This is a genomic window from Pseudomonas sp. HLS-6 (assembly GCF_002753995.1).
Lineage (GTDB): Bacteria > Pseudomonadota > Gammaproteobacteria > Pseudomonadales > Pseudomonadaceae > Aquipseudomonas > Aquipseudomonas defluvii.
On the sequence record NZ_CP024478.1, the window covers coordinates 642,168 to 663,311 of the forward strand.

22 protein-coding genes are annotated in these 21,144 nt (G+C 62.7%); 5 read left to right on the forward strand and 17 right to left on the reverse strand.

Going from position 1 to position 21,144, the window contains the following annotated elements; translation table 11 throughout:
* Nucleotides 1-56 precede the first annotated feature (56 nt).
* The 3 genes from CS390_RS02830 to CS390_RS02840 all read left to right on the forward strand — a co-directional run bounded on the left by CS390_RS02830 (nt 57) and on the right by CS390_RS02840 (nt 2,478).
* Nucleotides 57-947, forward strand: a complete 891-nt coding sequence (locus CS390_RS02830; protein ID WP_065757910.1) for a triacylglycerol lipase — start codon at nt 57-59, stop codon at nt 945-947.
* Nucleotides 948-1,039: 92 nt separating this feature from the next.
* Nucleotides 1,040-1,330 carry a PsiF family protein gene (locus CS390_RS02835; RefSeq protein WP_099773422.1) on the forward strand — a complete coding sequence of 97 codons (291 nt, stop codon included), beginning with the start codon at nt 1,040-1,042 and terminating at the stop codon, nt 1,328-1,330.
* Nucleotides 1,331-1,470: 140 nt separating this feature from the next.
* Nucleotides 1,471-2,478 (forward strand): AI-2E family transporter, encoded by a 1,008-nt coding sequence (locus CS390_RS02840; protein ID WP_065757912.1) that lies wholly within the window; start codon nt 1,471-1,473, stop codon nt 2,476-2,478.
* A 30-nt stretch (nt 2,479-2,508) separates the two neighbouring features.
* Here CS390_RS02840 and CS390_RS02845 read toward each other — a convergent pair whose 3' ends face one another.
* Nucleotides 2,509-3,450 carry a hypothetical protein gene (locus tag CS390_RS02845; protein ID WP_065757913.1) on the reverse strand — a complete coding sequence of 314 codons (942 nt, stop codon included), beginning with the start codon at nt 3,448-3,450 and terminating at the stop codon, nt 2,509-2,511.
* Nucleotides 3,451-3,504: 54 nt separating this feature from the next.
* The gene (locus CS390_RS02850; RefSeq protein WP_065757914.1) at nt 3,505-4,770 is read right to left on the reverse strand and encodes an Hsp70 family protein; all 1,266 of its coding nucleotides are present in this window, start codon (nt 4,768-4,770) and stop codon (nt 3,505-3,507) included.
* 167 nt (nt 4,771-4,937) lie between these two features.
* On the opposite strand from CS390_RS02850, the gene cbpA reads away from it, so the two are divergent.
* Nucleotides 4,938-5,903: a curved DNA-binding protein gene (cbpA, locus tag CS390_RS02855; protein ID WP_065757915.1), complete on the forward strand. Its 966-nt coding sequence runs from the start codon at nt 4,938-4,940 to the stop codon at nt 5,901-5,903.
* Nucleotides 5,903-6,208: a chaperone modulator CbpM gene (locus tag CS390_RS02860; RefSeq protein WP_065757916.1), complete on the forward strand. Its 306-nt coding sequence runs from the start codon at nt 5,903-5,905 to the stop codon at nt 6,206-6,208. Before cbpA ends, CS390_RS02860 begins: the two co-directional genes overlap by 1 nt.
* Before the next feature lie 58 nt (nt 6,209-6,266).
* On the opposite strand, the gene CS390_RS02865 is transcribed toward CS390_RS02860, so the two are convergent.
* From CS390_RS02865 to CS390_RS02935, 15 genes are all read right to left on the reverse strand, one after another.
* A complete protein-coding gene (locus CS390_RS02865) occupies nt 6,267-6,788 on the reverse strand; it encodes an N-acetyltransferase (RefSeq protein ID WP_065757917.1) in 522 nt (173 codons plus the stop codon).
* A 6-nt stretch (nt 6,789-6,794) separates the two neighbouring features.
* Nucleotides 6,795-7,316, reverse strand: a complete 522-nt coding sequence (locus CS390_RS02870; RefSeq protein WP_099773423.1) for a GNAT family N-acetyltransferase — start codon at nt 7,314-7,316, stop codon at nt 6,795-6,797.
* 34 nt (nt 7,317-7,350) lie between these two features.
* Nucleotides 7,351-8,049 (reverse strand): urea ABC transporter ATP-binding subunit UrtE, encoded by a 699-nt coding sequence (gene urtE, locus CS390_RS02875; protein WP_065757919.1) that lies wholly within the window; start codon nt 8,047-8,049, stop codon nt 7,351-7,353.
* 9 nt (nt 8,050-8,058) lie between these two features.
* Complete coding sequence (gene urtD / locus CS390_RS02880) at nt 8,059-8,919, reverse strand: urea ABC transporter ATP-binding protein UrtD (RefSeq protein WP_065757920.1); 861 nt, start codon at nt 8,917-8,919, stop codon at nt 8,059-8,061.
* A complete protein-coding gene (urtC, locus tag CS390_RS02885) occupies nt 8,916-9,995 on the reverse strand; it encodes an urea ABC transporter permease subunit UrtC (RefSeq protein ID WP_065757921.1) in 1,080 nt (359 codons plus the stop codon). Before urtC ends, urtD begins: the two co-directional genes overlap by 4 nt.
* Nucleotides 9,995-11,494, reverse strand: a complete 1,500-nt coding sequence (gene urtB, locus CS390_RS02890; RefSeq protein ID WP_099773424.1) for an urea ABC transporter permease subunit UrtB — start codon at nt 11,492-11,494, stop codon at nt 9,995-9,997. The genes urtC and urtB overlap by 1 nt, the downstream gene beginning before the upstream one ends.
* A gap of 64 nt (nt 11,495-11,558) precedes the next feature.
* On the reverse strand, nt 11,559-12,824 hold the full coding sequence (gene urtA / locus CS390_RS02895) for an urea ABC transporter substrate-binding protein (RefSeq protein WP_065757923.1): 1,266 nt from the start codon (nt 12,822-12,824) through the stop codon (nt 11,559-11,561).
* Nucleotides 12,825-13,057: 233 nt separating this feature from the next.
* The gene (locus CS390_RS02900; RefSeq protein ID WP_099773425.1) at nt 13,058-14,422 is read right to left on the reverse strand and encodes a PepSY domain-containing protein; all 1,365 of its coding nucleotides are present in this window, start codon (nt 14,420-14,422) and stop codon (nt 13,058-13,060) included.
* A 49-nt stretch (nt 14,423-14,471) separates the two neighbouring features.
* Nucleotides 14,472-16,547: a TonB-dependent copper receptor gene (locus tag CS390_RS02905; protein WP_065757925.1), complete on the reverse strand. Its 2,076-nt coding sequence runs from the start codon at nt 16,545-16,547 to the stop codon at nt 14,472-14,474.
* Nucleotides 16,548-16,627: 80 nt separating this feature from the next.
* A complete protein-coding gene (locus CS390_RS02910) occupies nt 16,628-17,032 on the reverse strand; it encodes a DUF2946 domain-containing protein (protein WP_065757926.1) in 405 nt (134 codons plus the stop codon).
* Nucleotides 17,033-17,051: 19 nt separating this feature from the next.
* Nucleotides 17,052-17,522: a copper chaperone PCu(A)C gene (locus CS390_RS02915; RefSeq protein ID WP_065757927.1), complete on the reverse strand. Its 471-nt coding sequence runs from the start codon at nt 17,520-17,522 to the stop codon at nt 17,052-17,054.
* A gap of 46 nt (nt 17,523-17,568) precedes the next feature.
* Nucleotides 17,569-17,955: a DUF2946 domain-containing protein gene (locus CS390_RS02920; protein WP_099773426.1), complete on the reverse strand. Its 387-nt coding sequence runs from the start codon at nt 17,953-17,955 to the stop codon at nt 17,569-17,571.
* A 118-nt stretch (nt 17,956-18,073) separates the two neighbouring features.
* Entirely contained in the window at nt 18,074-18,790 is a 717-nt protein-coding gene (locus CS390_RS02925; protein ID WP_099773427.1) for a cobalt-precorrin-6A reductase, read from the reverse strand.
* Entirely contained in the window at nt 18,787-19,881 is a 1,095-nt protein-coding gene (locus CS390_RS02930; protein WP_065757930.1) for a cobalt-precorrin-5B (C(1))-methyltransferase, read from the reverse strand. Before CS390_RS02930 ends, CS390_RS02925 begins: the two co-directional genes overlap by 4 nt.
* Nucleotides 19,874-21,085: a bifunctional cobalt-precorrin-7 (C(5))-methyltransferase/cobalt-precorrin-6B (C(15))-methyltransferase gene (locus CS390_RS02935; RefSeq protein ID WP_065757931.1), complete on the reverse strand. Its 1,212-nt coding sequence runs from the start codon at nt 21,083-21,085 to the stop codon at nt 19,874-19,876. Before CS390_RS02935 ends, CS390_RS02930 begins: the two co-directional genes overlap by 8 nt.
* Between the last annotated feature and the right edge of the window lie 59 nt (nt 21,086-21,144).

Genomic DNA, 21,144 nt, shown 5'->3' on the forward strand with positions numbered 1-21,144 from the left:
TGTCGTTGCCGGGGTTGTAATGTGGAGGCCTGTGCACAGATCAGGAGCCTGATGCGATGTCGCAACCGCTTGCCACACGTTATCCACTGGTGCTGGTGCCGGGCATGTTTGGTTTTGTGCGCCTGCTGCTCTACCCCTACTGGTTTGGCATTGTTCCAGCGCTGCGCCAGGGGGGCGCCACCGTATTTGCAGTGCCCGTCTCGCCCCTGCACGCCAGTGAGGTCCAGGGTGAGCAACTGTTACAGCACATCGACGCGATTCGGCGCCAGACGGGCGCGGAAAAGGTCAACTTGCTGGGCCATAGCCAGGGTGCGCTGAGTGCGCGTTATGTGGCGGCCAAACGCCCGGAATGGGTGGCCTCGGTGACATCGATTGCCGGGCCCAATCACGGCTCGGAACTGGCCGATCACCTGCACGCGCGCTATCCCGTCGGCTCCGTCAGGGCGCGGCTGCTCAAGGTTACCCTGCACGTCTGCGGGGTGTTGATCGTATGGCTGGAAACCGGTTGGCGCGGTCCTCGGCTACCGATTGATGTACACGCCGCGCACCATTCACTGACCACGGCTGGCGTTGCACTGTTCAATCAGCAGTATCCCCAAGGGTTGCCGGACACCTGGGGCGGGCACGGGCCGTCCTCGGTAAATGGCGTGCGCTACTACTCCTGGTCCGGCACGCTGCAGCCAGGGTTCACCGATCAAGGCTTGAACCGCTTCGATGGCAGTAACCGTTTCTGCCGTCTGTTCGCCCGAGCCTTTGTGCGCGAGGCGGGGCAGTGTGACGGTATGGTCGGGCGCTACAGCTCGCACCTGGGCGAAGTCATTCGTGACGATTACCCGTTCGACCACCTGGACATCGTCAATCAGTCGCTCGGCGCAGTCGGCAAGGGTGCTGAACCCGTGCGGTTGTTCAGTGAGCATGCGGCGCGCCTGAAAGCAGCAGGGATGTAACTTCGGCCCTTGGCTGGACGCAAGCGTGTAAAAACCTTGTCTACACTCTCGGCGAGGCCGTGCGCAGGGTGCGGCGACAAGGAGACGACTCCATGAAAATGCTGCACGTGCCGTTGCTGGTGGTGGGTTTGCTGCTGTGTTCGCAAGGCTTTGCGGCCACGCCGCAACAGGAAAAAATGACGACTTGCAACGCCGAGGCGACTGCCAAGAGCCTCAAGGGCGATGAGCGCAAGGCGTTCATGAGCACCTGCCTCAAGGCGGCACCTGCTGCGCCCATGAGCCAGCAGGACAAAATGACGATGTGCAACAAAGTTGCCGGTGAAAAAGCGTTGAAAGGGGACGAGCGCAAGGCCTTCATGAGCGATTGCCTGAAGAAGAAATAACACTGGCTTCATCGGTTGATCCGCTACGCGCAGCCCCTTGAGGGCAAGGGTTTCAGGTGAGGTCCTGTGACAGGTCACTATGCCTGCCCGTCGAAGGCTGGCAGACTGCCGTCTTTGTGACCGTACCCGGACGAGGTTGTATGACGTTCACCCAGCGCCAAGTCACCCTGGCCAGTTGGATCATCGTGTTTTCCGGCCTGTTGCTGGTGTTGCCGCTCAAGCTGCTTCCCAGTCTTCTGGCCGGCTTGCTGGTGTTTGAGCTGGTCAACATGCTGACTCCGAAACTGCAGCACCTGATCGCGGGACAGCGAGCACGTTGGCTCGCTGTCGCCTTGTTGGGAACCCTGGTGGTCAGCACCCTGACCCTGTTGTTTGCCGGGGCAATCAGTTTCCTCCTGCATGAGGCCGAGAACCCTGGCGCCTCGCTGGACAAGTTCATGCTGCTGGTGGACCAGGCGCGTGGGCAGCTACCGCCCTTTATCGATGCCTACCTGCCGGCCAGCGCCGCCGAATTCAAGGTGGCCATCGGCGAGTGGCTCAAAACCCACCTTGGCGAGCTGCAACTGGTGGGCAAGGGGGCGGCGCATATGTTCGTCACCCTGCTGATCGGGATGATCCTGGGGGCTATCGTGGCCTTGCAGAAAATTCCCGACATCTCCAAGCGCAAGCCGTTGGCCGCCGCGTTGTTCAACCGGCTGGCGCTGCTGGTGCAGGCGTTTCGCAACATCGTCTTCGCCCAGATCAAGATCTCCCTGCTCAATACCTTCTTCACCGGGATCTTCCTGGCCCTGGTGTTGCCGATGTTCGGTGTGCACCTGCCGCTGACCAAGACCTTGATCGTGCTGACCTTCCTGTTGGGGCTGTTGCCGGTCATTGGCAACTTGATATCCAACACCCTGATCACCATCGTGGGGCTGTCGCTGTCGATCTGGGTGGCGATGGCCGCGCTGGGTTACCTGATCGTCATTCACAAGGTCGAGTACTTCCTCAACGCCCGGATCGTCGGCGGGCAGATCAGTGCCAAGTCGTGGGAACTGCTGCTGGCTATGCTGGTGTTCGAGGCCGCGTTCGGCCTGCCCGGTGTGGTGGCTGGGCCGATTTACTACGCGTACCTGAAGAGTGAGCTGCGCCGGGCCGAACTGGTCTGATCGTCGTCATGGCAGGCATGTTGCCCGCGCCTACGGGGTGGTGACTCGCTCAAGCCGGTCGATCCCCTTACCGGCAAACAGCGAGAAGGGGCGACCGATGAAGGCGATGATGTTTTCGCAGTCTTCGCTCAGCCTGTACATCCGCCAATCTGGGCGCTGGTCCAGCCATAGCCGATGCCTGCCGAGCCTGGCGTACTCCAGTGACAAGGTGAAACCGGCCGCTGGGTTTGCGTCCAGTATGACGGTTTCCTGCCAGGGCCTGACTTCGCCGCGCTCGATCTTTTGCCGCAAGGAGGCGTCCTTGAACAGGAAATGTGCGGGAATTTCTGCAGGCGGGTAGCCCGTGTTCCGTGAGTAGCGCAGCAGTGCACGTTCCGGTGGGCTGCCGGGCAGTTGGGTGATCCCCAGCAATTTGAACGGCGCGGGGCCCGAGACATCCGCAGAGAAATGGCAGTCCATTTCGGTTTCCACTTCAGTGCCGTTCAGGCGGGCTTGTCGACGTTCCGCCGCTGAGGCGCTGGCGTACATTTTCAGTTGCGGATCGAGTTTCAGCGTCAGGCTGATCGGTTGCGTGAAGTGGTTCAGCCGTTGCCGCTCCTGCGTACTCAAGCCAGCAGCTTCCTTGGCATCCGGCTCCAGCACCATGTCGACCTCCCAGGAGGTGGCTGCGCGTGCCTTTGGAATTTCCTCGAACAACGCTTGCAGGGTCGCACGTTGTTCGGCGCCCAGCGAGTCGCTCACCTTCAGATGAATGACCCTGTTGTCGTTTTCGTCCAGCTCCAGTTCGACCTGTTCAGGATCAATGCCACGGGCATTGATCGCGGTATAGAGCGAATTGAGATAGGTGTCATTGACCGCTTTGTAGAGGTCGTGGCTGTGTACCGGCGTTTGAAAATGCAGGGTCAGGAGTGTGTCCTTGCAGCCGGTCAGAGCTAGCGTGAAGACAAGGGTCAGTACGCGCATGTTCATCATTTCCGTTCCTTGTGAAGATCCCGTCCTTGGGCATTGATGTGCGTGTGGCGGCTGTTAGCCGTAGCGCTTGCGTGCCTCGATCGCCAGGCCGCTGCCGATACTGCCGAAGATGTTGCCTTCGACATGGCGAGCATTGGGCAGCATCGCTGCCACGCTTTGGCGCAGCGCCGGGATGCCGCTGGAACCGCCGGTGAAGAACACCGTATCGACCTGTTCGACACTGACACCGGCCTTGCCCAGCAGCTCATCGACACTGCCACGCACGCGCTCCAGCAGGTTTTCGATAGAGGCTTCGAACAGGGCGCGAGTGAGGTTCACGTCCAGCCCCGACTCGATTCGGCCAAGGTCAACGCGGCGGTTGTCGGCGTGGGTCAGTTCAATCTTGGTTTCTTCCACTTCCATGGCCAGCCAGTGTCCGGCGCGCTGTTCGATCAGCTTGAACAGGCGGTCGATGCCACCGGTGTCTTCGATGTCGTAGCGCATGCTGCCCAGGGCCAATTGGGACTTTTGCGAGTACACCGAGTTGATCGTGTGCCAGGTGGCCAGGTTCAGGTGATAGCTGGTAGGCATCAGCGCCTGGCTCTTCATGCGGCTGCCATAACCGAACAGCGGCATGACGCCTTGCAGGCTCAGTTGCTTGTCAAAGTCGGTACCGCCAATATGGACACCGCCGGTGGCGAGAATGTCGCTGTGCCGGTCATCGAGCATGTGCCGCTCCGGTGCCAGGCGCACCAGGGAGAAGTCCGAGGTACCACCGCCGATGTCGACGATCAGCACCAGCTCTTCACCGCTGATGCTCGACTCGTAGTCGAATGCTGCCGCGATGGGCTCGTACTGGAATGAGACTTCCTTGAAGCCGATCTTGCGGGCCACTTCGGCCAGGGTGTCTTCGGCTTCCTGGTCGGCCACCGGGTCGTCATCGACGAAATGCACCGGGCGGCCCAGTACCACTTCGTCGAAGGCTCGGCCGGCGTTGGCCTCTGCACGCTTCTTCAGCTCGCCAATGAACATCCCCAGCAGGTCTTTGAACGGCAGGGCAGTGCCGAGTACGCTGGTGTCGTGCTTGATCAGCTTGGAGCCCAGCAGGCTCTTCAGCGAACGCATCAGGCGGCCTTCATAGCCTTCCAGGTACTCGTGCAGGGCCAGCCGACCATAGGCCGGGCGGCGTTCTTCAAGGTTGAAGAAAACGACCGACGGCAGGGTGATCTTGCCGTCCTCCAGGGCGATCAGCGACTCCACGCCAGGGCGATGCCAGCCGACGGTGGAGTTGGAGGTGCCGAAGTCGATGCCGCAGGCACGGGCCGGGGATGCGTGATTCATGGAATGCGGTTCCGGGGGAAAAACGGCCGCGCAGTTTATGCCAGCCACCGGCAGAATCAAGACCGAATATCTGTCCGGGAGCAAACCGCAGTGCGTCTTGAAAGGCTATGCTTGACCCCAATCTCTATAAGCAGTGATGCATTCGATAACTGATGGTGATTCCTTAGATGGACTTCAAAGACTATTACAAGATTTTGGGCGTAGAGCCGACAGCGGATGACAAGGCGATCAAGACCGCCTACCGCAAGCTTGCGCGCAAATATCACCCTGACGTCAGCAAGGAGCGTGACGCCGAGGAAAAATTCAAGGAGGCCAACGAGGCCTATGAGGCGCTCAGCAGCCCGGAAAAACGCGCCGAGTACGATGAGTTGCGCAAGTACGGTCAGCATGGTCGACCGTTCCAGGGGCCGCCGGGCTGGGAAAGTCGTGGTGGTGCCGGGGCCGGTGGCGGTTTTGCCGGTGGCGACTTCTCCGAGTTTTTCAGCTCTATCTTCGGTGCTGGCGGGCGTGGCAACGGCAGCCCGTTTGGCCGTGGTCAGCAGCAACGCAGCGCTGGTCGGCGAGGGCAAGACGTGGAAATGGAACTGGCGATTTTCCTTGAAGAGTCCCTGGCCAGCGAGTCGAAGCAGATCAGCTTCAAGGTGCCGCAGTACAACGGCCATGGTCAGCGCACCGGTGACACCACCAAGACGCTGAACGTGAAAATTCCCGCCGGTGTCACCGACGGTGAGCGCATCCGCCTCAAGGGCCAGGGGGCGCCGGGTATTGGTGGTGGCGCAAGTGGCGACCTGTACCTGACCATCCGCATGGCACCGCACCCGCTGTTCGATGTCGAAGGCCATGACCTGATCATTACCGTGCCGCTGGCACCGTGGGAGGCGGCGCTGGGTACCAAGGTGGCCGTACCGACCCTGACCGGCAAGATCAACCTGACCATTCGTCCGGACAGCCAGAGCGGTCAGCGCCTGCGGGTCAAGGGCATGGGCCTGGCCAACAAGCAGGGCGAGCGTGGCGACCTCTATGCGCAGTTGAAGGTGGTGATGCCAAGCCAGTCCGATGCCGCCACCCGCGAACTGTGGACCAAACTGTCGGAGAAGGCCGGGTTTAATCCGAGAGCACAATGGAGTAGCTGATTATGAGCACCCTGATCGTTCAACTGGACATGCAGACCTTTTGTCAGGAAGCCGATCTACCGGCGGCCTATGTGATCGAAATAGTCGAACACGGCATCGTTGAACCGTCAGGGCGAACGCCGGAGGAATGGCTGTTCGACGAACAGGCGTCGGTCCTGGCCAGGCGCGCAGCGAAATTGCAGCGCGACCTTGGCCTGGAGTGGGAGGGCGTAGCGCTGGCGCTGGAGCTGCTGGAGGAAGTGCAGCAGTTACGCAGCGAAAACAGCATGCTCAGGCAGCGCCTGGGACGCTTTTTAAAGGTCTGAGCTTGTGGCCCGGGCGTCGCGCCAGCTGTGTCGGCGCTTCGACGACGCAGGCTGCCGGTTACAGTAATTTGTAATACAACGCTGTCGGTCGGTAGGTGCCGTCCGGCCCACAGGCATAGTCCGGGATTTCACCGGCACGGATGTAGCCCTGGGACCGGTAAAACGCCTCTGCCTCCGAGCCCGCCTCGGTGTCCAGGTACAGCAGACCGCGCCGTTCCTTGCGCGCCGTGTGCTCCAGCGCCTGCATCAACTGCTGGCCCAGCCCGCGTCGGCGAGCATTGCCATGCACCAACAACTTCTGCACTTCGGCACGGTTAAGGCCATTGGGCTTCTGGCACAAACCGAGTTGAACACTGCCCAGCACATCCTTGTCCTTGCTCACGACCCACAGCAGCAACTCACCCGTGGTCAGGCGTGCCTTGACCTCGTCGAAGTAGTTGTTGGCCTGCTGGGCGTCGATATCCGCGAGAAAACCAACCGATGCGCCCTGACGAACCGCGTCAAGCAACAGCGCCACCAGGCCGTCGCGGTAATGCGCAAAACTTTCGTGGGTCACGCGGTGTAATTGGGCAGCGTTCATCAGCGGTCACTCCATGGGCTGTGCACCCGGGTTGAGGATCAATTGCATGAAGGTCAGGTCCAGCCAGCGGCCAAACTTCACGCCCACCTGAGGCATGTTTCCGTTCAGGGTGAAACCCAGGCGTTCATGCAGGTGAATCGACGCCTGGTTGCCGCTTTCGATAGCCGCCACCATCACATGTTTGCCGCAGGCCCGTGCACGTCCGATCAAGGCCTGCATCAAGGCCGGGCCGAGGCCTTTGCCACGTTGATCGGCGCGGATGTAGACCGAATGCTCGACCGTGTGGCGAAACCCTTCGAAAGGACGCCAGTCACCGAATGATGAGTAGCCTAGCACCTCACCGGCTGCGTCGACGGCCACCAGGATCGGGTACTGCTGCGTTTGGCGCGCCTCGTACCAGGCCCGGCGGTTGTCCAGGTCGACCGGTTGTTCGTTCCAGATCGCCGTGGTGTTCAGCACGGCGTCGTTGTAGATATCACGGATGCCCGGCAGGTCGGCGTGAACGGCATCGCGGATCAGGTAGGTCATGGCAGGTTCTCAAGGCGTAAGGCAGTTGTTCAGGTTAAATGGTTACCAGCCCGCGTACACCCTCGGCCTCCATGTTTTTGCCGCGACCCTGCTGGACGATCTCGCCCCGAGACATCACCAGGTACTGATCGGCGAGTTCGGCGGCGAAGTCATAGAACTGCTCCACCAGCAGGATCGCCATGTCGCCACGCGCTGCCAGGGTGCGGATCACCGCACCGATTTCCTTGATCACCGAGGGCTGGATACCTTCGGTGGGCTCATCGAGGATCAACAGGCGAGGGCGGCTGGCCAGCGCCCGGCCAATCGCCAATTGCTGTTGTTGGCCACCGGATAGGTCGCCGCCACGACGGTGTTTCATTTGTAGCAGTACCGGGAACAGCTCATAGATGAACGCCGGTACGCTTTTGGCCTCTTTGGCACTGAAGCGAGAGAGCCCCATCAACAGGTTTTCCTCCACGCTCAGGCGTGGGAAGATCTCGCGCCCCTGAGGCACGTAGGCAATGCCAGCCTCTACCCGTTGATGCGGCTTGAGTGCAGTGATGGGGTTATGCTCCCACTGCACCGTGCCTTCGCGAACCGGCAGCAGGCCCATCAGGCAGCGCAGCAGGGTGGTCTTGCCGACACCGTTGCGGCCCAGCAGGCAGGTCACCTCACCGACCTTGGCCTCGAATGACAGGCCGCGCAGGATGTGGCTACCGCCGTAGTATTGATGAAGCGAATCGACTTTCAGCATGGCAATCTCCTAGCGGCCCAGATACACCTCGATGACCCGGTCATCGGCCTGTACCTGTTCCAGTGAGCCTTCGGCCAGCACGCTGCCCTGGTGCAGTACCGTGACGTGGTCAGCAATGGCACCGACGAAGCCCATGTCGTGCTCGACCACCATCAGCGAGTGCTTGCCCGCCAGGCCCTTGAACAGCTCGGCGGTGAACTCGGTTTCCGCGTCGGTCATGCCCGCCACGGGCTCGTCGAGCAGCAGCAGTTGCGGGTCCTGCATCAGCAGCATGCCGATCTCCAGAAACTGTTTCTGGCCGTGGGAAAGCAGGCCCGCAGGGCGCAGGGCTGAGCCGTCGAGGCGGATGGTCTTGAGCACCTCGTCGATCCGGTCGCGCTGCTCAGCACGCAGGTGCGCGCCAAGGCAGGCCCACACCGATTTGTCGTTCTTCTGCGCCAGCTCAAGGTTCTCGAACACGCTCAACGCCTCGAACACCGTTGGTTTCTGGAACTTGCGCCCGATGCCGGCTTGAGCGATTTGCACCTCGCTCATGCGGGTCAGGTCCAGGGTATCGCCGAACCAGGCGTTGCCGGTGTTGGGGCGGGTCTTGCCGGTAATCACGTCCATCAAGGTGGTCTTGCCCGCCCCGTTGGGGCCAATGATGCAGCGCAACTCGCCGACACCGATGTACAGGTTGAGGCTGTTGAGGGCCTTGAAGCCATCGAAGCTGACGCTGATATCTTCCAGTGTCAGTACCGTGCCGTGGCGCACCTCCAGCCCTTCGCCGCGACGTTGGCCGAGGCCAATGGCATCGCGCCCGCTGCCGGCGTCCAGGATGGGCTCGAGCATGAATTCCGGATGAACCACCGGCAGTGGTGTCGTTCTCATTGTTCGCCTCTTTTCTTCAGCAGGCCGACCACGCCCTTGGGCAGGTACAGGGTGACCAGAATGAACAGTGCCCCGAGGAAGAACAGCCAGAACTCCGGAAACGCCACGGTGAACCAGCTCTTCATGCCGTTGACCAGACCGGCACCGAGCAGCGGCCCGATCAAGGTGCCGCGCCCGCCAAGGGCGACCCACACCGCCGCTTCGATGGAGTTGGTCGGTGACATTTCACTGGGATTGATGATGCCCACCTGTGGCACGTACAGGGCGCCGGCCAGGCCGCACAGCACGGCGCTGAGCACCCAGACGAAGAGTTTGAAACCACGGGGGTCGTAACCGCAGAACATCAAGCGGTTTTCAGCATCGCGCAGGGCGGTCAGAACCCGGCCGAACTTGCTGCGCGCCAGCCGCCAGCCGATGTAGAGGCTGGCCAGCAATAGCGCGACGGTCAGCAGAAACAGCACGGCGCGGGTGCCCTGGGCGGTGATGTCGAAGCCCAGAATGCTGCGGAAACTGGTGAAGCCGTTGTTGCCGCCAAAGCCGGTCTCGTTGCGGAAAAACAGCAGCATCCCGGCGAACGTCAGGGCTTGGGTCATGATCGAGAAGTACACGCCCTTGATGCGCGAACGAAAAGCGAAGAAGCCGAACACCAGCGCCAGCAGCCCGGGTGCCAATACCACCAGGCACAGCGCCCAGGCGAAGTGCTGGGTGCCGGCCCAGTACCAGGGCAGTTCGCTCCAGGACAGGAAGGTCATGAAGGCCGGCAGGCTGTCACCGGCCGCTTCGCGCATCAGGTACATGCCCATGGCGTAACCGCCCAGGGCAAAAAACAGCCCGTGACCGAGGGAGAGCAGGCCGGCATAGCCCCAGACCAGGTCCAGCGCCAGGGCAACGATGGCATAGCAGAGGATTTTGCCGACCAGGGTCAGGGTGTAGGCCGATACCTGCAGGCTGTGGCCGTCGGGCAGCAGTGACAGTAGCGGCAGTGCCAGCAGGGTTAGCAGTACCGCAGCGCCGACGGCCAGCGAGAGGCGCAGCCCGGCTTTCTGTGTGGCGCGGATCAAGAGTGGCTGGTTCATCAGTCGATTACCCGTCCCTTGAGTGCAAAGAGGCCTTGCGGGCGTTTCTGGATGAACAGAATGATCAGCGCAAGGATCAGGATCTTGCCGAGTACCGCACCGATCTGCGGCTCCAGCAGTTTGTTGGCCACGCCCAGGCCGAAGGCCGCCCAGAGGCTGCCGGCCAATTGCCCGACGCCGCCAAGCACCACCACCAGGAACGAGTCGATGATGTAGCTCTGGCCGAGGTCCGGGCCGACGTTGCCGATCTGGCTCAGGGCTACGCCGCCGAGGCCGGCGATGCCCGAACCAAGGCCGAAGGCGAGCATGTCCACACGCCCGGTGGGTACGCCGCAGCAGGCGGCCATGTTGCGGTTCTGTGTCACCGCCCGCACGTTCAGGCCAAGGCGTGTGCGGTTGAGCAGCAACCAGGTCAGCAGTACCACGAACAGGGCGAAGCCGATGATCACCAGGCGGCTGTACGGCAGCACCAGGTTAGGCAATACCTGCAGCCCGCCAGACAGCCAGGCCGGGTTGGCGACCTCGACGTTCTGCGCGCCGAACAGCAGGCGGACTGCCTGAATCAGCATCAGGCTGATGCCCCAGGTCGCGAGCAGGGTTTCCAGCGGGCGACCATACAAGTGACGAATCACCGTGCGCTCCAGCAGCATGCCGACCCCGGCACTGACGCAGAACGCCACCGGCAGTGCCAGCAACGGATAGAACGGTAGTGCCTCGGGCACCAGGCGCTGCACGAGTACCTGCACGACATAGGTCGAGTAGGCGCCAAGCATCAGCATCTCGCCGTGGGCCATGTTGATCACGCCCAACAGGCCGAAGGTAATCGCCAGGCCCAGCGCTGCCAGCAACAGGATCGAGCCGAGTGACAGGCCACTGAAGGCCTGGCCGAGCAGTTCACCGATCAACAGCTTGCGCTTGACTTGGGCCAGGCTGGTTTCAGCGGCGGTGCGCACGGCCTCATGGGTTTCTACCGCCGGGTCAAGCAGGCTCTCCAGGCGGGTGCGGGCCATTGGGTCGCCGGTCTCGCCGAGCAGGCGTACAGCGGCCAGACGCACCGCCGGGTCGCTGGCGGCCAGTTGCAGATTGGCCAAGGCCAGGCCGAGGGCCGCGTGCACGGCGCTGTCTGCTTCGCTGGCGAAACGGCGGTCGAGAAAGGCAACCTGGGCCGGCTGCGCACTTTTCTGCAACTGTTGCGCGGCACTGAGCCGTACGCGGGGATCCTCGACCAGCAGTTGATGGCTGGCCAGTGCGTTATCCAGCAGACCGCGCAGACGGTTGTTCAGGCGCAACTTGCGGCTGTCGTCCGGGCTGATGCGGCCTTGCTGCAACGACGTGAGCAGCGCCAGCCGGGCCGGGTCGGGTTGTGCCGCCCACGCCTGCAGCAGGCGGGCCTGTTCGGTAGTGTTGGCAGCGACGAAATAGTCGGCATCGCCAGCCTCTGCGGCCAGGGGCAGCAGCAAGGCGAGGCCGATGATCAAACGGTACACGGCAGTGAGCATAGTGATGTCTCTTGAGGAGGGCCTGCAGGCACCGGCTGTGCCAGTACCTGCAGGGAGGGACTACTCAGTTGCCCTTCACTGCATAGTCCGGGCGCTTGTCGTTGCCAGGGATAAAGGGGCTCCAGGGTTGCGCGCGCAGCGGTTGCTCGGTCTGCCAGACCACGTTGAACTGACCGTCGTCCTGGATCTCGCCGATCATGACCGGCTTGTGCAGGTGGTGGTTGCTCTTGTCCATGGTCAAGGTGAAGCCCGACGGTGCCTTGAAGCTCTGGCCGGCCAAGGCTTCGCGGACCTTGTCGACGTCGGTGGACTTGGCCTTTTCCACGGCCTGTGCCCACATGTGAATGCCAACATAGGTGGCTTCCATCGGGTCATTGGTCACGGCCTTGTCGGCACCTGGCAGGTTCTTCGCTTTGGCATAGGCCTTCCAGTCGGCGACGAACTGGCTGTTCACCGGGTTTTCCACTGACTCGAAGTAGTTCCAGGCGGCCAGGTGCCCGACCAGCGGTTTGGTGTCGATGCCGCGCAGTTCTTCTTCGCCCACCGAGAAAGCCACGACCGGTACGTCGGTCGCTTTCAGGCCCTGGTTGGCCAGTTCCTTGTAGAACGGCACGTTGGAGTCGCCATTGACGGTGGAGATCACTGCGGTCTTGCCGCCTGCGGAGAACTTCTTGATGTTGGCGACGATGGTCTGGTAATCGCTGTGCCCGAACGGCGTGTAGACCTCTTCGATGTCCTTGTCGGCCACGCCCTTGCTGTGCAGGAAGGCGCGCAGAATCTTGTTGGTGGTGCGTGGGTAGACGTAATCGGTGCCAAGCAGGAAGTAGCGCTTGGCCGCGCCGCCTTCTTCACTCATCAGGTACTCCACCGCCGGAATGGCCTGCTGGTTCGGCGCTGCACCGGTGTAGAAGACGTTCGGTGACATTTCCTCGCCTTCATATTGCACGGGGTAGAACAGCAGGCCGTTGAGCTCCTCGAACACCGGCAGCACGGATTTGCGCGATACCGATGTCCAGCAGCCGAATACCACGGCGACCTTGTCCTGGGTCAGCAGTTGGCGGCTCTTCTCGGCGAACAGCGGCCAATTCGAGGCCGGGTCGACCACGACAGGTTCCAGCAACTTGCCATTGACCCCACCCTTGGCGTTGATCTGTTCGATGGTCATCAGCGCCATGTCCTTGAGCGACGTCTCGGAAATCGCCATGGTTCCCGACAGCGAATGCAGGATGCCGACCTTGATGGTCTCGGCGGCCTGGATACTCCAGCTCAAGCCCATCGCGGCGATGGATGCGCTCAGGGTAAAGGCCTTGATCAGACTGCGACGCTTCATAGTGCTCTCTCCATTGAATTCGATTGTTCTGTTTGGCAGATGGCGACTTCAGGAGAGAGCGTTAGCAAGCGCTGTGCCGACTTGTGTACAGGCTGGTGGGCTGCGTGTTTACAGGTTCAGGGGCAAATGGAATGCACTGTGATGACGCCCCGGTACGCTCGTTACGGGGGCGATTGCACAGGAATGGCTCATGGCTGGTATTGAGGCCGGAACTAAGTTGGGCTGGCCCGAGGTCAGGTTGCGGGTGCCAGGACGCGACGGCCCAGCCCTCGGTCCAGCAGCCATACCACCAGCATCGAGGCACCCACCAGCGGGAAGGCAATGCCCAGGCCGAGCATGATCACGGTGGCTGATTTCCAGCGCGGCAGGTCATGCCGCAGGGGCGGTACGCCCAGCCCGCCCTGAGGTCGGCGTTTCCACCAGATCACCAGCCCGCTGACCGAGCCCAGCAGGATCATCAGGCAGATCAGCAATACGATGAGCTGGTTGACCAGGCCAAACAATTTGCCCTCGTGCAACATCACCCCCAGCTCAGTGGCTCGGGCAACGCTGTTGTAATCCTGCCAGCGCACATCCACCAGCACCTTGCCGGTGTATTGGTCGACATGCAGGGTGGCGTCGTTACGCGGGTCGTCGGCGAACACGGCAATGGTGAAAACACCTTCGGCCGTGCTCGGCAGGGTGATGCTGTAGCCCGGTTCAACCTGGCGCGCAGTGGCGATGTCTTCGACCTGTTGCAGGCTTACCTGTGGCAACGCGGGCGCCGAGTTGGCGGCCATGTGACCGGCATGTTCAGCGTGCGCGCCGGATTGTGGCATTGGCGTGTTCTCCACGGCCCAAGGCACGGTCTGCCGGTTGGCGTTGTTGAGGGTGCGGGCCTGCTGGTCGGACTGCGGTACGTCGTTCCACATGGCCGACGGAAAGCGGTTCCACAGGTCGGCGTATTGTTTGCCCCAGAAGCCGGTCCAGGTCATGCCACTGAGTAACATCAGCAACAGCAAGGCTGAGCCCCAGAAACCGCTGACGGCATGCAGGTCGCGCCAGAACAGACGCCCGCGTGCGCCCAGGCGCGGCCACAGCACGCCAGCCGAAGCTTTGCCGCGTGGCCACCACAGGTACAGCCCAGACACCACCAGGACGATGCCCCAGCCTGCGGCCAATTCAACCACGCGGTCACCGACCGTGCCGATCATCAACTCGCCGTGTAGCGCACGGGCCACCGCTTGCAGGTTGCGCTTGGCATCCTGCGCGCCGAGTATCGTGCCGGTGTAGGGGTCGATGAATACATTCAGTTCTCGCCCGCCCTCATGCACCACGAATTGCGCACTGCGATCGGTCGCCGGGGCTGGCAGGTACTGCCCGACATGTCCCTGTGGGTAGGCGTGTTGTACGTGTTGTTGCAGGGCGTCGGCGTTTTGCCGGTGATGGCCTGCTTCGACCACCATCAGGTCACGGTACATCAGCGGATCAAGCTGTGGCTTGAACAGGTAGATGATCCCGGTGATGGCCAGCAGGATCATAATCGGAGCCACGAACAACCCGGCGTAGAAGTGCCAGCGCCAGGCCAGGTTGTAGAAAGACGGTTGTATTATTTTCATTGCACGCTCCAGCGGTGTGGGCGCGGCTTTTCAGCCGCGCCCGGCTGCATCAGAAACTCAGGTCGACTTTGGTCCAGAACGTACGGCCCGGCTCGTTGATCGCTTGTGGGTCATTGGCCGGATAACCGAAGCCGGCGTTACCCGCCAGGTTCAGGTGTTCGGCGTAGGCTTTGTCGAACAGGTTGTCGACGCCCGTGCTGAGCTTGAGGTTCTTGTTCACGCGGTAAGCGCCGTTGAGCGAGAACACGCCGAAGCCCCCACTCTTTTCATAGTCCTTGCCGACCACGTTGCCTTTGTTTTCATCAATGCGGTTCTGCGCCGCTACCACGCGCCACAGCGCGCCGGCACTCCAGTCATCGCGACTGTAGGTCAGGCCCAGGCGGCTTTCCAACGGAGGCATTTGTGGCAGGGCCGCGCCATCGCTGCTGTTCTTGCCCCAGGCGTAGGCCAGGGTGGCATCGGCCTTCCAGTTGGAGGTCAGCTTGTAGGCGGCACCGAGCTCACCGCCCATGATCCGTGCATCGATGTTCTGGGCCTGGGAGCTGTTCTGGGTGTAGTCGAACAGGATGTAGTCGCGCACCTGGCCAACATAACCGGAGGCCCAGGCCTCGACCACGTCGGTCTGGTACTGGATACCGAAGTCGAGCTGGGTGGTTTTCTCTGGCTTGATCGCGTCGAAGGCATTCACCGAGCCGTCAGGGCCGGATTTGGGCGAGAACAATTCCCAGTAGTCCGGGAAGCGCTGGGCATGCCCGAGGCCGATGTAGGTGGTAGCCGGGATGGCCGCGAGGTCGTGCTCATAGCGTACAAAACCGCTGGGCAGGGTGTCGGCACGGGTGTCACCGTAGGTGGGGTTGGGCCGCGGCATCATGCCTGAGGTGGTCTTGCGATAGTCTTTGGCCGAGGCGCGGTCCAGGCGTGCGCCGGTGATCAGCCGATCCTGCTGGGTGGTTTCCCAGGTCAGTTCACCAAACACGCCGTAGTTGTGGAAGTCGGCATCTTTGGTCCACGGTTTGTCTTTGTGTGCATCGATGCCCATGCCGCCACGTTGGCGGTGTTCGTTGGTCTGCGCATCGATACCGCTGATCAGCTTCACGTCGGCCCAGCGCCAGGTCGCCTTGATCCGCGCACCCATCGTGCGGCGGTCGACGTTGCTGACCATCGGCCCGGCCATCATGCCGCTGGTGGGCGGTGTACGCAGGCTGTAGTTATCCATCACGTGATCGGCGTAGTTGTAGTAGACCTGCGCTTCGACCTTGTCGAGCACGTCGCCAAGGTTGGATTTCTCGAAGCGCAGGCCCAGGCTTTCGCGTTTGAACTGCGACCCGTCCATGCCTCGCCCGGCATACCGCGCTTCACCGTCGCCCTTTCCGGCGGTCAGCTCCAGCAGGGTATCGGCGTCTGGCGTCCAGCCGAGGGCGACGTCGCCGTTCCACTTGTCCCAGCGGGACGGCACCGTATCGCCGTTACCATCCTCGTAGTCATCCGAGTGCGATTGGTTGCCGATGACACGTACATAGCCCAACTGGCCGCCTGCCGCCGCGTCCAGCACCTTGTCGAAGCGGCCGTTGGAGCCAGCCAGCACGCTGGCGTTGACTCGGCTGCCAAGCTCGCCGAATTGCTCGGGCTCGCGCTCGAAAAGGATGGTTCCTGCTGATGCGCCCGGCCCCCAGAGGACGGTCTGCGGGCCTTTGATCACGGTCAGGCGATCGTAGGTTTCCGGTGCGATGTAGGACGTCGGCGCATCCATACGGTTTGGGCAGGCGCCGAGCATTACGCCGCCGTTGGTGAGGATGTTCAGGCGTGAGCCGAACATGCCGCGCAGCACCGGGTCGCCGTTGGTGCCGCCTGCGCGAATGGCGGAGAACCCGGGGATGGTCTTCAGGTAGTCGGCACCGTCGCTGGCGGGTACGGGCTGGCGAGGGTCCTTGGGGTTGGTGACCACGGTCAGCGGTGAACTGGGCGCCACAGCGGTGATGACCGTGGGGCTCAGTTCGGCTGGGTCTTGAGTGTGGTTCTCATGGCCTTGCTCGGCGGCCAGGATGAACGGGCTGAGCAGGGAGCCACAGGCCACGGCGATAGTGCCGCGCAGGGACAGACGAAACATAGCGGTGCAGCCAGACATAATCATTCCAACGTTTTTCAGTCAAAGGCAGACGTCGACCTTCGGGCAGACGCCCGGGCCGAGTTCGATAACAAGTGGGTTCAGACTGAAAACGAGGTAGGCGGAGCGCGGGTTCGAGCGCCGGGGAAGATCGCTTGGCGGGCATGGCCTTGGCGAGGCTGGACGATCAGCCCTGTGCTGGCCGGTGTGACGGTGCTGTCCAGCAGGCTGTGCGTCTGGGGCAGGGCCGGGCAGTGGAAGAACAGGCTGCAGTAGCCGCACTTCTCCCACAGGACGTGCAGTGACGGTGAGGCCTTGTGTGCGCTGGTCGCCTGAGCACCCTCGTGACAGGCCATCTCCATGCCCGCAGGCATGGAGGCACGATGATCCATCGGCATCGACTGAGAAATCAGTGGGCCGATGAAGATCATCAACATGGCGAACAGGCTCAGCCAGCTGCCGCGAGGTGATGCGGGCCGGATCTGGCGTTGGCGCAAGGTGCTCATCGCGGGGACGCGTCAGCGATCAATGGCTGTGGGCAGCCTCTTCGGGCGGCTGCTTCTGTACCGCGACCTCAACCGTGATATCGCCGGCTTTCTCAAAATGCAGTGTGAGTGGAAAGCGCTTGCCGTCGCGCAGCAGGCTGCGGTCCTTGGGTTGCATGAGCATGACGTGATAGGCGCCAGGGGCGAAGACCAGGTCGCTGCCGGCGGGAACGACGACGCTAGGCACCTGCTGCATCTTCATCAGGCCGTCCTTCATCAGGTGCTCGTGCAGCTCGGCATTGTCGCTGATGGGGGAGGCGACGCTGAGTAGGCGGTCGGCGTTGTTGCCCTTGTTGTGAACAACGAAATAGGCCGCCACATTGGGCGCGTTGGGCGGTAGTTCTTGCGACCATGGGTGCGCGATGTGCAGATCGCCCTTAGTGTATTCATGGGCGTTGGCAAACGTCACCGGCAGCAACAGGGCGGCCAGGGCAAAGGCTTTCAATAGCATGGTAGTTCTCCAGTCGATTCGGTTTCGCAACGGATAGCGTAGAGAATCAAACCAGAGGTGGGGCACGAGGATTGAGGGCGGGCCACAATTGCCGCGGTGTTGGCTGAAGCGTGCTGAACAGGGGTTGCGGTATGCCAAACGCCTGTTCGGGCAACAGCAGTCGCGGTGCTTGTGCCGGTAGCGCCAGCACGGGTGCCGATCCGGAGCAGCACCAGCAGTGCTGCATCACGGAATGATCGTCATTCGCCGGCCCGGGCTCGGTCTGGCCCAGCGAAATCGCTACCAACTGCGTACCGCTGCCAGAGCAGAACGCCCCCCAGAGCAGTTGCTCGGCTTGCCCCTTGGAGGCTGCCGCAGACAACGGCATCGCCAGCATGTTCACCAATACGGCGATGCAGGCGATCCAGGCATAGGCAAGCCGTTGTCGTGGCATGGAAAGATCCGGTCAGGAATCGTGAGTGTTGGCCATTTAGCCAGAAGTGCCAGTATAAGTACAAAAGCCCGGGTGCGATGAAGTGCCGCAGGCTGAGCCTGCCGGACTGACCGGGCGTTTAACGCAGCGCCTCCAGCAATGCCTGTGTCGACCAGAACAGGCGGTCTGCCTCCGGCAATGCCGGGCGCTTGAGAATCAACACCGGCACCCTGCGCTCGCGAGCCACGTCCAGTTTGGGCTCGGTGGCGCTGCTGCCACTGTTCTTGCTGATCAGCACGTCGATCTGCCGACGCTCAAACAAGGCACGTTCGTCGTCGATGCAGAACGGCCCGCGTGCACCGATGATTTCGCAGCGCTCGTTGCCAAGGCAGCTCTCCAGTGCGCGCAGGGTCCAGAATTGCTGGGACGGTATCTCGTCCAGGTGCTGCAACGGCTCGCGGCCCAGGGTGAACAGCGGGCGCTGGAAGGGGGCCAGCGCCTGCATCAGTTCGCCCCAGTCGGCCACTTCACGCCAGTCATCTCCAGGTTGTGCTTGCCAGGCCGTGCGACGCAGTGCCCAGCACGGAATGCCCACCTGCTTGGCCGCGAGAACCGCGTTGTGGCTGATTTGTGCGGCGTACGGGTGTGTGGCGTCGATCAGCAGGCGGATGCCTTCTGCCTGTAGGTACGCCGCCAGCCCTTGTGCGCCGCCGTACCCGCCAACGCGCACCTGGCAGGGCAGATCCTGTGGCACGCGCCCAACCCCCGCCAGGCTGTAGACGTGCTCGGGGCCCAGTTGACGCGCTATGGCCAAGGCTTCGGTGACGCCTCCGAGCAGCAGGATACGTGGGCTCATTGCACACCCGCCTGGCCGACAATGCCGCCTTGGCGGTCGATGGCGAAGACTTCCACCTGCACCTGGGGTGGGACGATGGTTTGCGCGAAGGCCCGGGCATGAGCGCAGACGGCATCGCCCAAGGCTACGCCCGCCGCGTGAGCCAGCGCTAGCGCCTGCTGGCTGGTGTTGGCCTGGATGATGGCCGCCTGTAGCTCGGCGTCGGCACCAATGGCAGCGGCCCACCCGGCCAACTGTGGCAGGTCGATACTGGAGTGGCGGCTGTGCAGGTCCATGTGCCCGGCGGCCAGCTTGCTGATCTTGCCGAACCCCCCGCAGATACTCAGCTTGTCCACAGGCACCTTGCGCAGGTGCTTGAGCACCGCACCGACGAAGTCGCCCATTTCGATCAGGGCGATTTCCGGCAAGTTGTAGTACTGGCGCATGGTGTCTTCACTGGCATTGCCGGTGCAGGCTGCGATGTGCAGGTAACCGTTGGTTCTGGCGACATCGATGCCTTGATGAATCGAGGCGATGTAGGCTGCGCAGGAAAACGGTCGGACGATGCCGCTGGTACCGAGAATCGACAGCCCGCCGAGAATCCCCAGGCGTGGGTTCATGGTTTTCAAGGCGAGGTTTTCGCCATCGCGGACATTCACAGTCACTTCAAACCCTCCGGCGTAGGCGGCTTCCTCTGCCAGCCGTTGCAGGTGTTCAGTCATCATCTTCCGAGGCACAGGATTGATGGCTGGCTCGCCCACCGCCAGCACCAGCCCGGGGCGGGTCACGGTGCCGACGCCGCTGCCCGCGACAAACCGTACGCCCGGCTGTGCTTGCAGGCGAACGCGGCTGTAGAGCAGCGCACCGTGGGTGACATCCGGGTCGTCACCGGCATCCTTGAGGGTTCCCGCTTCGGCGCCATCGTCGAGCAAACGGCAGAACTCCAGGCGCATCTGCACGACCTTGCCCTTGGGCAGGGTGATCTGCACCGCATCACTGGCTTGCCCCGTCAGCAACAGGCGAGCCGCCGCCAGGCTGGTGGCTGTGGCGCAGCTACCGGTGGTCAGGCCACTGCGCAGTGGCGCGGGTTGTTCGGCCGTTTCGTCACGCATCGAGGGGTTTGACCAGATCGAGCAGGGTAATGGGGAGCGCCTGGCGCCACGTGTCGAACTCACCCAGCGGCTGCGCCTGGGCGATGTGAATACGGGTCAGTTCGCCGCCGTGGCGCTCACGCCAGTCGGCCAGGGTGGCCTCACTTTGCAGGGTCACGGCGTTGGCGACCAGGCGGCCCCCGGGGCGCAACTGATTCCAGCAGTGCTGCAGCACACCCTCACGGGTGACACCGCCGCCGATGAAGATTGCATCGGGCTGCTCCAGGCCTGCCAGCGCGTGCGGTGCGCGCCCGCGGATCAGTTGCAGGCCGGGTACGCCGAGTGCATCGCGGTTGTGTTCAATCAGCTGTTGGCGGCCTTCGTCGGCCTCAATGGCCAGAGCCCGGCAACTGGGATGCGCGCGCATCCATTCGATGCCGATGGAGCCGCTGCCGGCGCCAACGTCCCAGAGCAGTTCGCCAGGTTGCGGGGCGAGCCGGGCGAGGGTGATGGCGCGTACATCGCGCTTGGTGATCTGGCCATCATGACGAAAGGCGGAATCCGGCAGGCCGGCCAAGGGCGACAGGCGCGGCGCGTCGGGGTCGGCCTGGCAGTCGATGGCAACGACATTCAGTGCTGCCACGTCCGGGTTGGACCAGGTATTGGCATGCCCTTCGTGTTGGCGCTCCAGCGGGCCACCCAAGTGCTCCAGCACCACCATGCGGCTGGCGCCAAAGCCTCGGGCACGCAGCAGTTCGGCCAGCGCTGCAGGGCTGCTGGCGTCGTTGCTCAGCACCAGCAGGCGCTGACCGGTATAGAGGTGAGCGGCCACCGCGGCGACCGGGCGAGCGACGACCGAGAGGGTGACAACGTCTTGCAGCGGCCAGCCGAGCCGGGCCGCCGCCAGCGAACAGGAAGACGGTGCCGGTAGCACGGTCATTTCACTGGCCGTGACCTGACGTGCCAGGCTAGCGCCCACGCCATACAGCATGGGGTCGCCACTGGCCAATACACACACCGCTTCACCGCGCAGCGCCAACAACGGCGTCAAGGAAAACGGGCTAGGCCAGGGCTCGCGTTCAGCGCCGATGCAGCGTGGCAGCAAGGCCAACTGCCGTGGGCTGCCAAACACCCGCGCAGCGCCGAGCAGCGCCCTGCGGGCTTGCTTGCCGAGGCCGTTGAAGCCGTCTTCGCCGATTCCTACCAGGGTGAGCCAGGGGGCCATGCCGCATCCTCTACACTGCCAATCCGACCAGCAGGCTTATCCTGCTGCCGGACAAAGCA

What these genes read in the sequence shown, in the direction of transcription:
- urtB (WP_099773424.1), bottom strand. Translation starts at nt 11,494, where the DNA reads ATGCTCACTGCCGTGTACCGTTTGATCATCGGCCTCGCCTTGCTGCTG.
- CS390_RS02850 (WP_065757914.1), bottom strand. Translation starts at nt 4,770, where the DNA reads ATGAATCACGCATCCCCGGCCCGTGCCTGCGGCATCGACTTCGGCACC.
- CS390_RS02870 (WP_099773423.1), bottom strand. Translation starts at nt 7,316, where the DNA reads ATGACCTACCTGATCCGCGATGCCGTTCACGCCGACCTGCCGGGCATC.
- CS390_RS02915 (WP_065757927.1), bottom strand. Translation starts at nt 17,522, where the DNA reads ATGCTATTGAAAGCCTTTGCCCTGGCCGCCCTGTTGCTGCCGGTGACG.
- urtD (WP_065757920.1), bottom strand. Translation starts at nt 8,919, where the DNA reads ATGAGAACGACACCACTGCCGGTGGTTCATCCGGAATTCATGCTCGAG.
- CS390_RS02835 (WP_099773422.1), top strand. Translation starts at nt 1,040, where the DNA reads ATGAAAATGCTGCACGTGCCGTTGCTGGTGGTGGGTTTGCTGCTGTGT.
- CS390_RS02925 (WP_099773427.1), bottom strand. Translation starts at nt 18,790, where the DNA reads ATGAGCCCACGTATCCTGCTGCTCGGAGGCGTCACCGAAGCCTTGGCC.
- urtC (WP_065757921.1), bottom strand. Translation starts at nt 9,995, where the DNA reads ATGAACCAGCCACTCTTGATCCGCGCCACACAGAAAGCCGGGCTGCGC.
- CS390_RS02920 (WP_099773426.1), bottom strand. Translation starts at nt 17,955, where the DNA reads ATGCCACGACAACGGCTTGCCTATGCCTGGATCGCCTGCATCGCCGTA.
- CS390_RS02905 (WP_065757925.1), bottom strand. Translation starts at nt 16,547, where the DNA reads ATGTCTGGCTGCACCGCTATGTTTCGTCTGTCCCTGCGCGGCACTATC.
- CS390_RS02910 (WP_065757926.1), bottom strand. Translation starts at nt 17,032, where the DNA reads ATGAGCACCTTGCGCCAACGCCAGATCCGGCCCGCATCACCTCGCGGC.
- urtA (WP_065757923.1), bottom strand. Translation starts at nt 12,824, where the DNA reads ATGAAGCGTCGCAGTCTGATCAAGGCCTTTACCCTGAGCGCATCCATC.
- CS390_RS02830 (WP_065757910.1), top strand. Translation starts at nt 57, where the DNA reads ATGTCGCAACCGCTTGCCACACGTTATCCACTGGTGCTGGTGCCGGGC.
- CS390_RS02845 (WP_065757913.1), bottom strand. Translation starts at nt 3,450, where the DNA reads ATGATGAACATGCGCGTACTGACCCTTGTCTTCACGCTAGCTCTGACC.
- CS390_RS02840 (WP_065757912.1), top strand. Translation starts at nt 1,471, where the DNA reads ATGACGTTCACCCAGCGCCAAGTCACCCTGGCCAGTTGGATCATCGTG.
- CS390_RS02900 (WP_099773425.1), bottom strand. Translation starts at nt 14,422, where the DNA reads ATGAAAATAATACAACCGTCTTTCTACAACCTGGCCTGGCGCTGGCAC.
- CS390_RS02930 (WP_065757930.1), bottom strand. Translation starts at nt 19,881, where the DNA reads ATGCGTGACGAAACGGCCGAACAACCCGCGCCACTGCGCAGTGGCCTG.
- CS390_RS02865 (WP_065757917.1), bottom strand. Translation starts at nt 6,788, where the DNA reads ATGAACGCTGCCCAATTACACCGCGTGACCCACGAAAGTTTTGCGCAT.
- CS390_RS02935 (WP_065757931.1), bottom strand. Translation starts at nt 21,085, where the DNA reads ATGGCCCCCTGGCTCACCCTGGTAGGAATCGGCGAAGACGGCTTCAAC.
- cbpA (WP_065757915.1), top strand. Translation starts at nt 4,938, where the DNA reads ATGGACTTCAAAGACTATTACAAGATTTTGGGCGTAGAGCCGACAGCG.
- urtE (WP_065757919.1), bottom strand. Translation starts at nt 8,049, where the DNA reads ATGCTGAAAGTCGATTCGCTTCATCAATACTACGGCGGTAGCCACATC.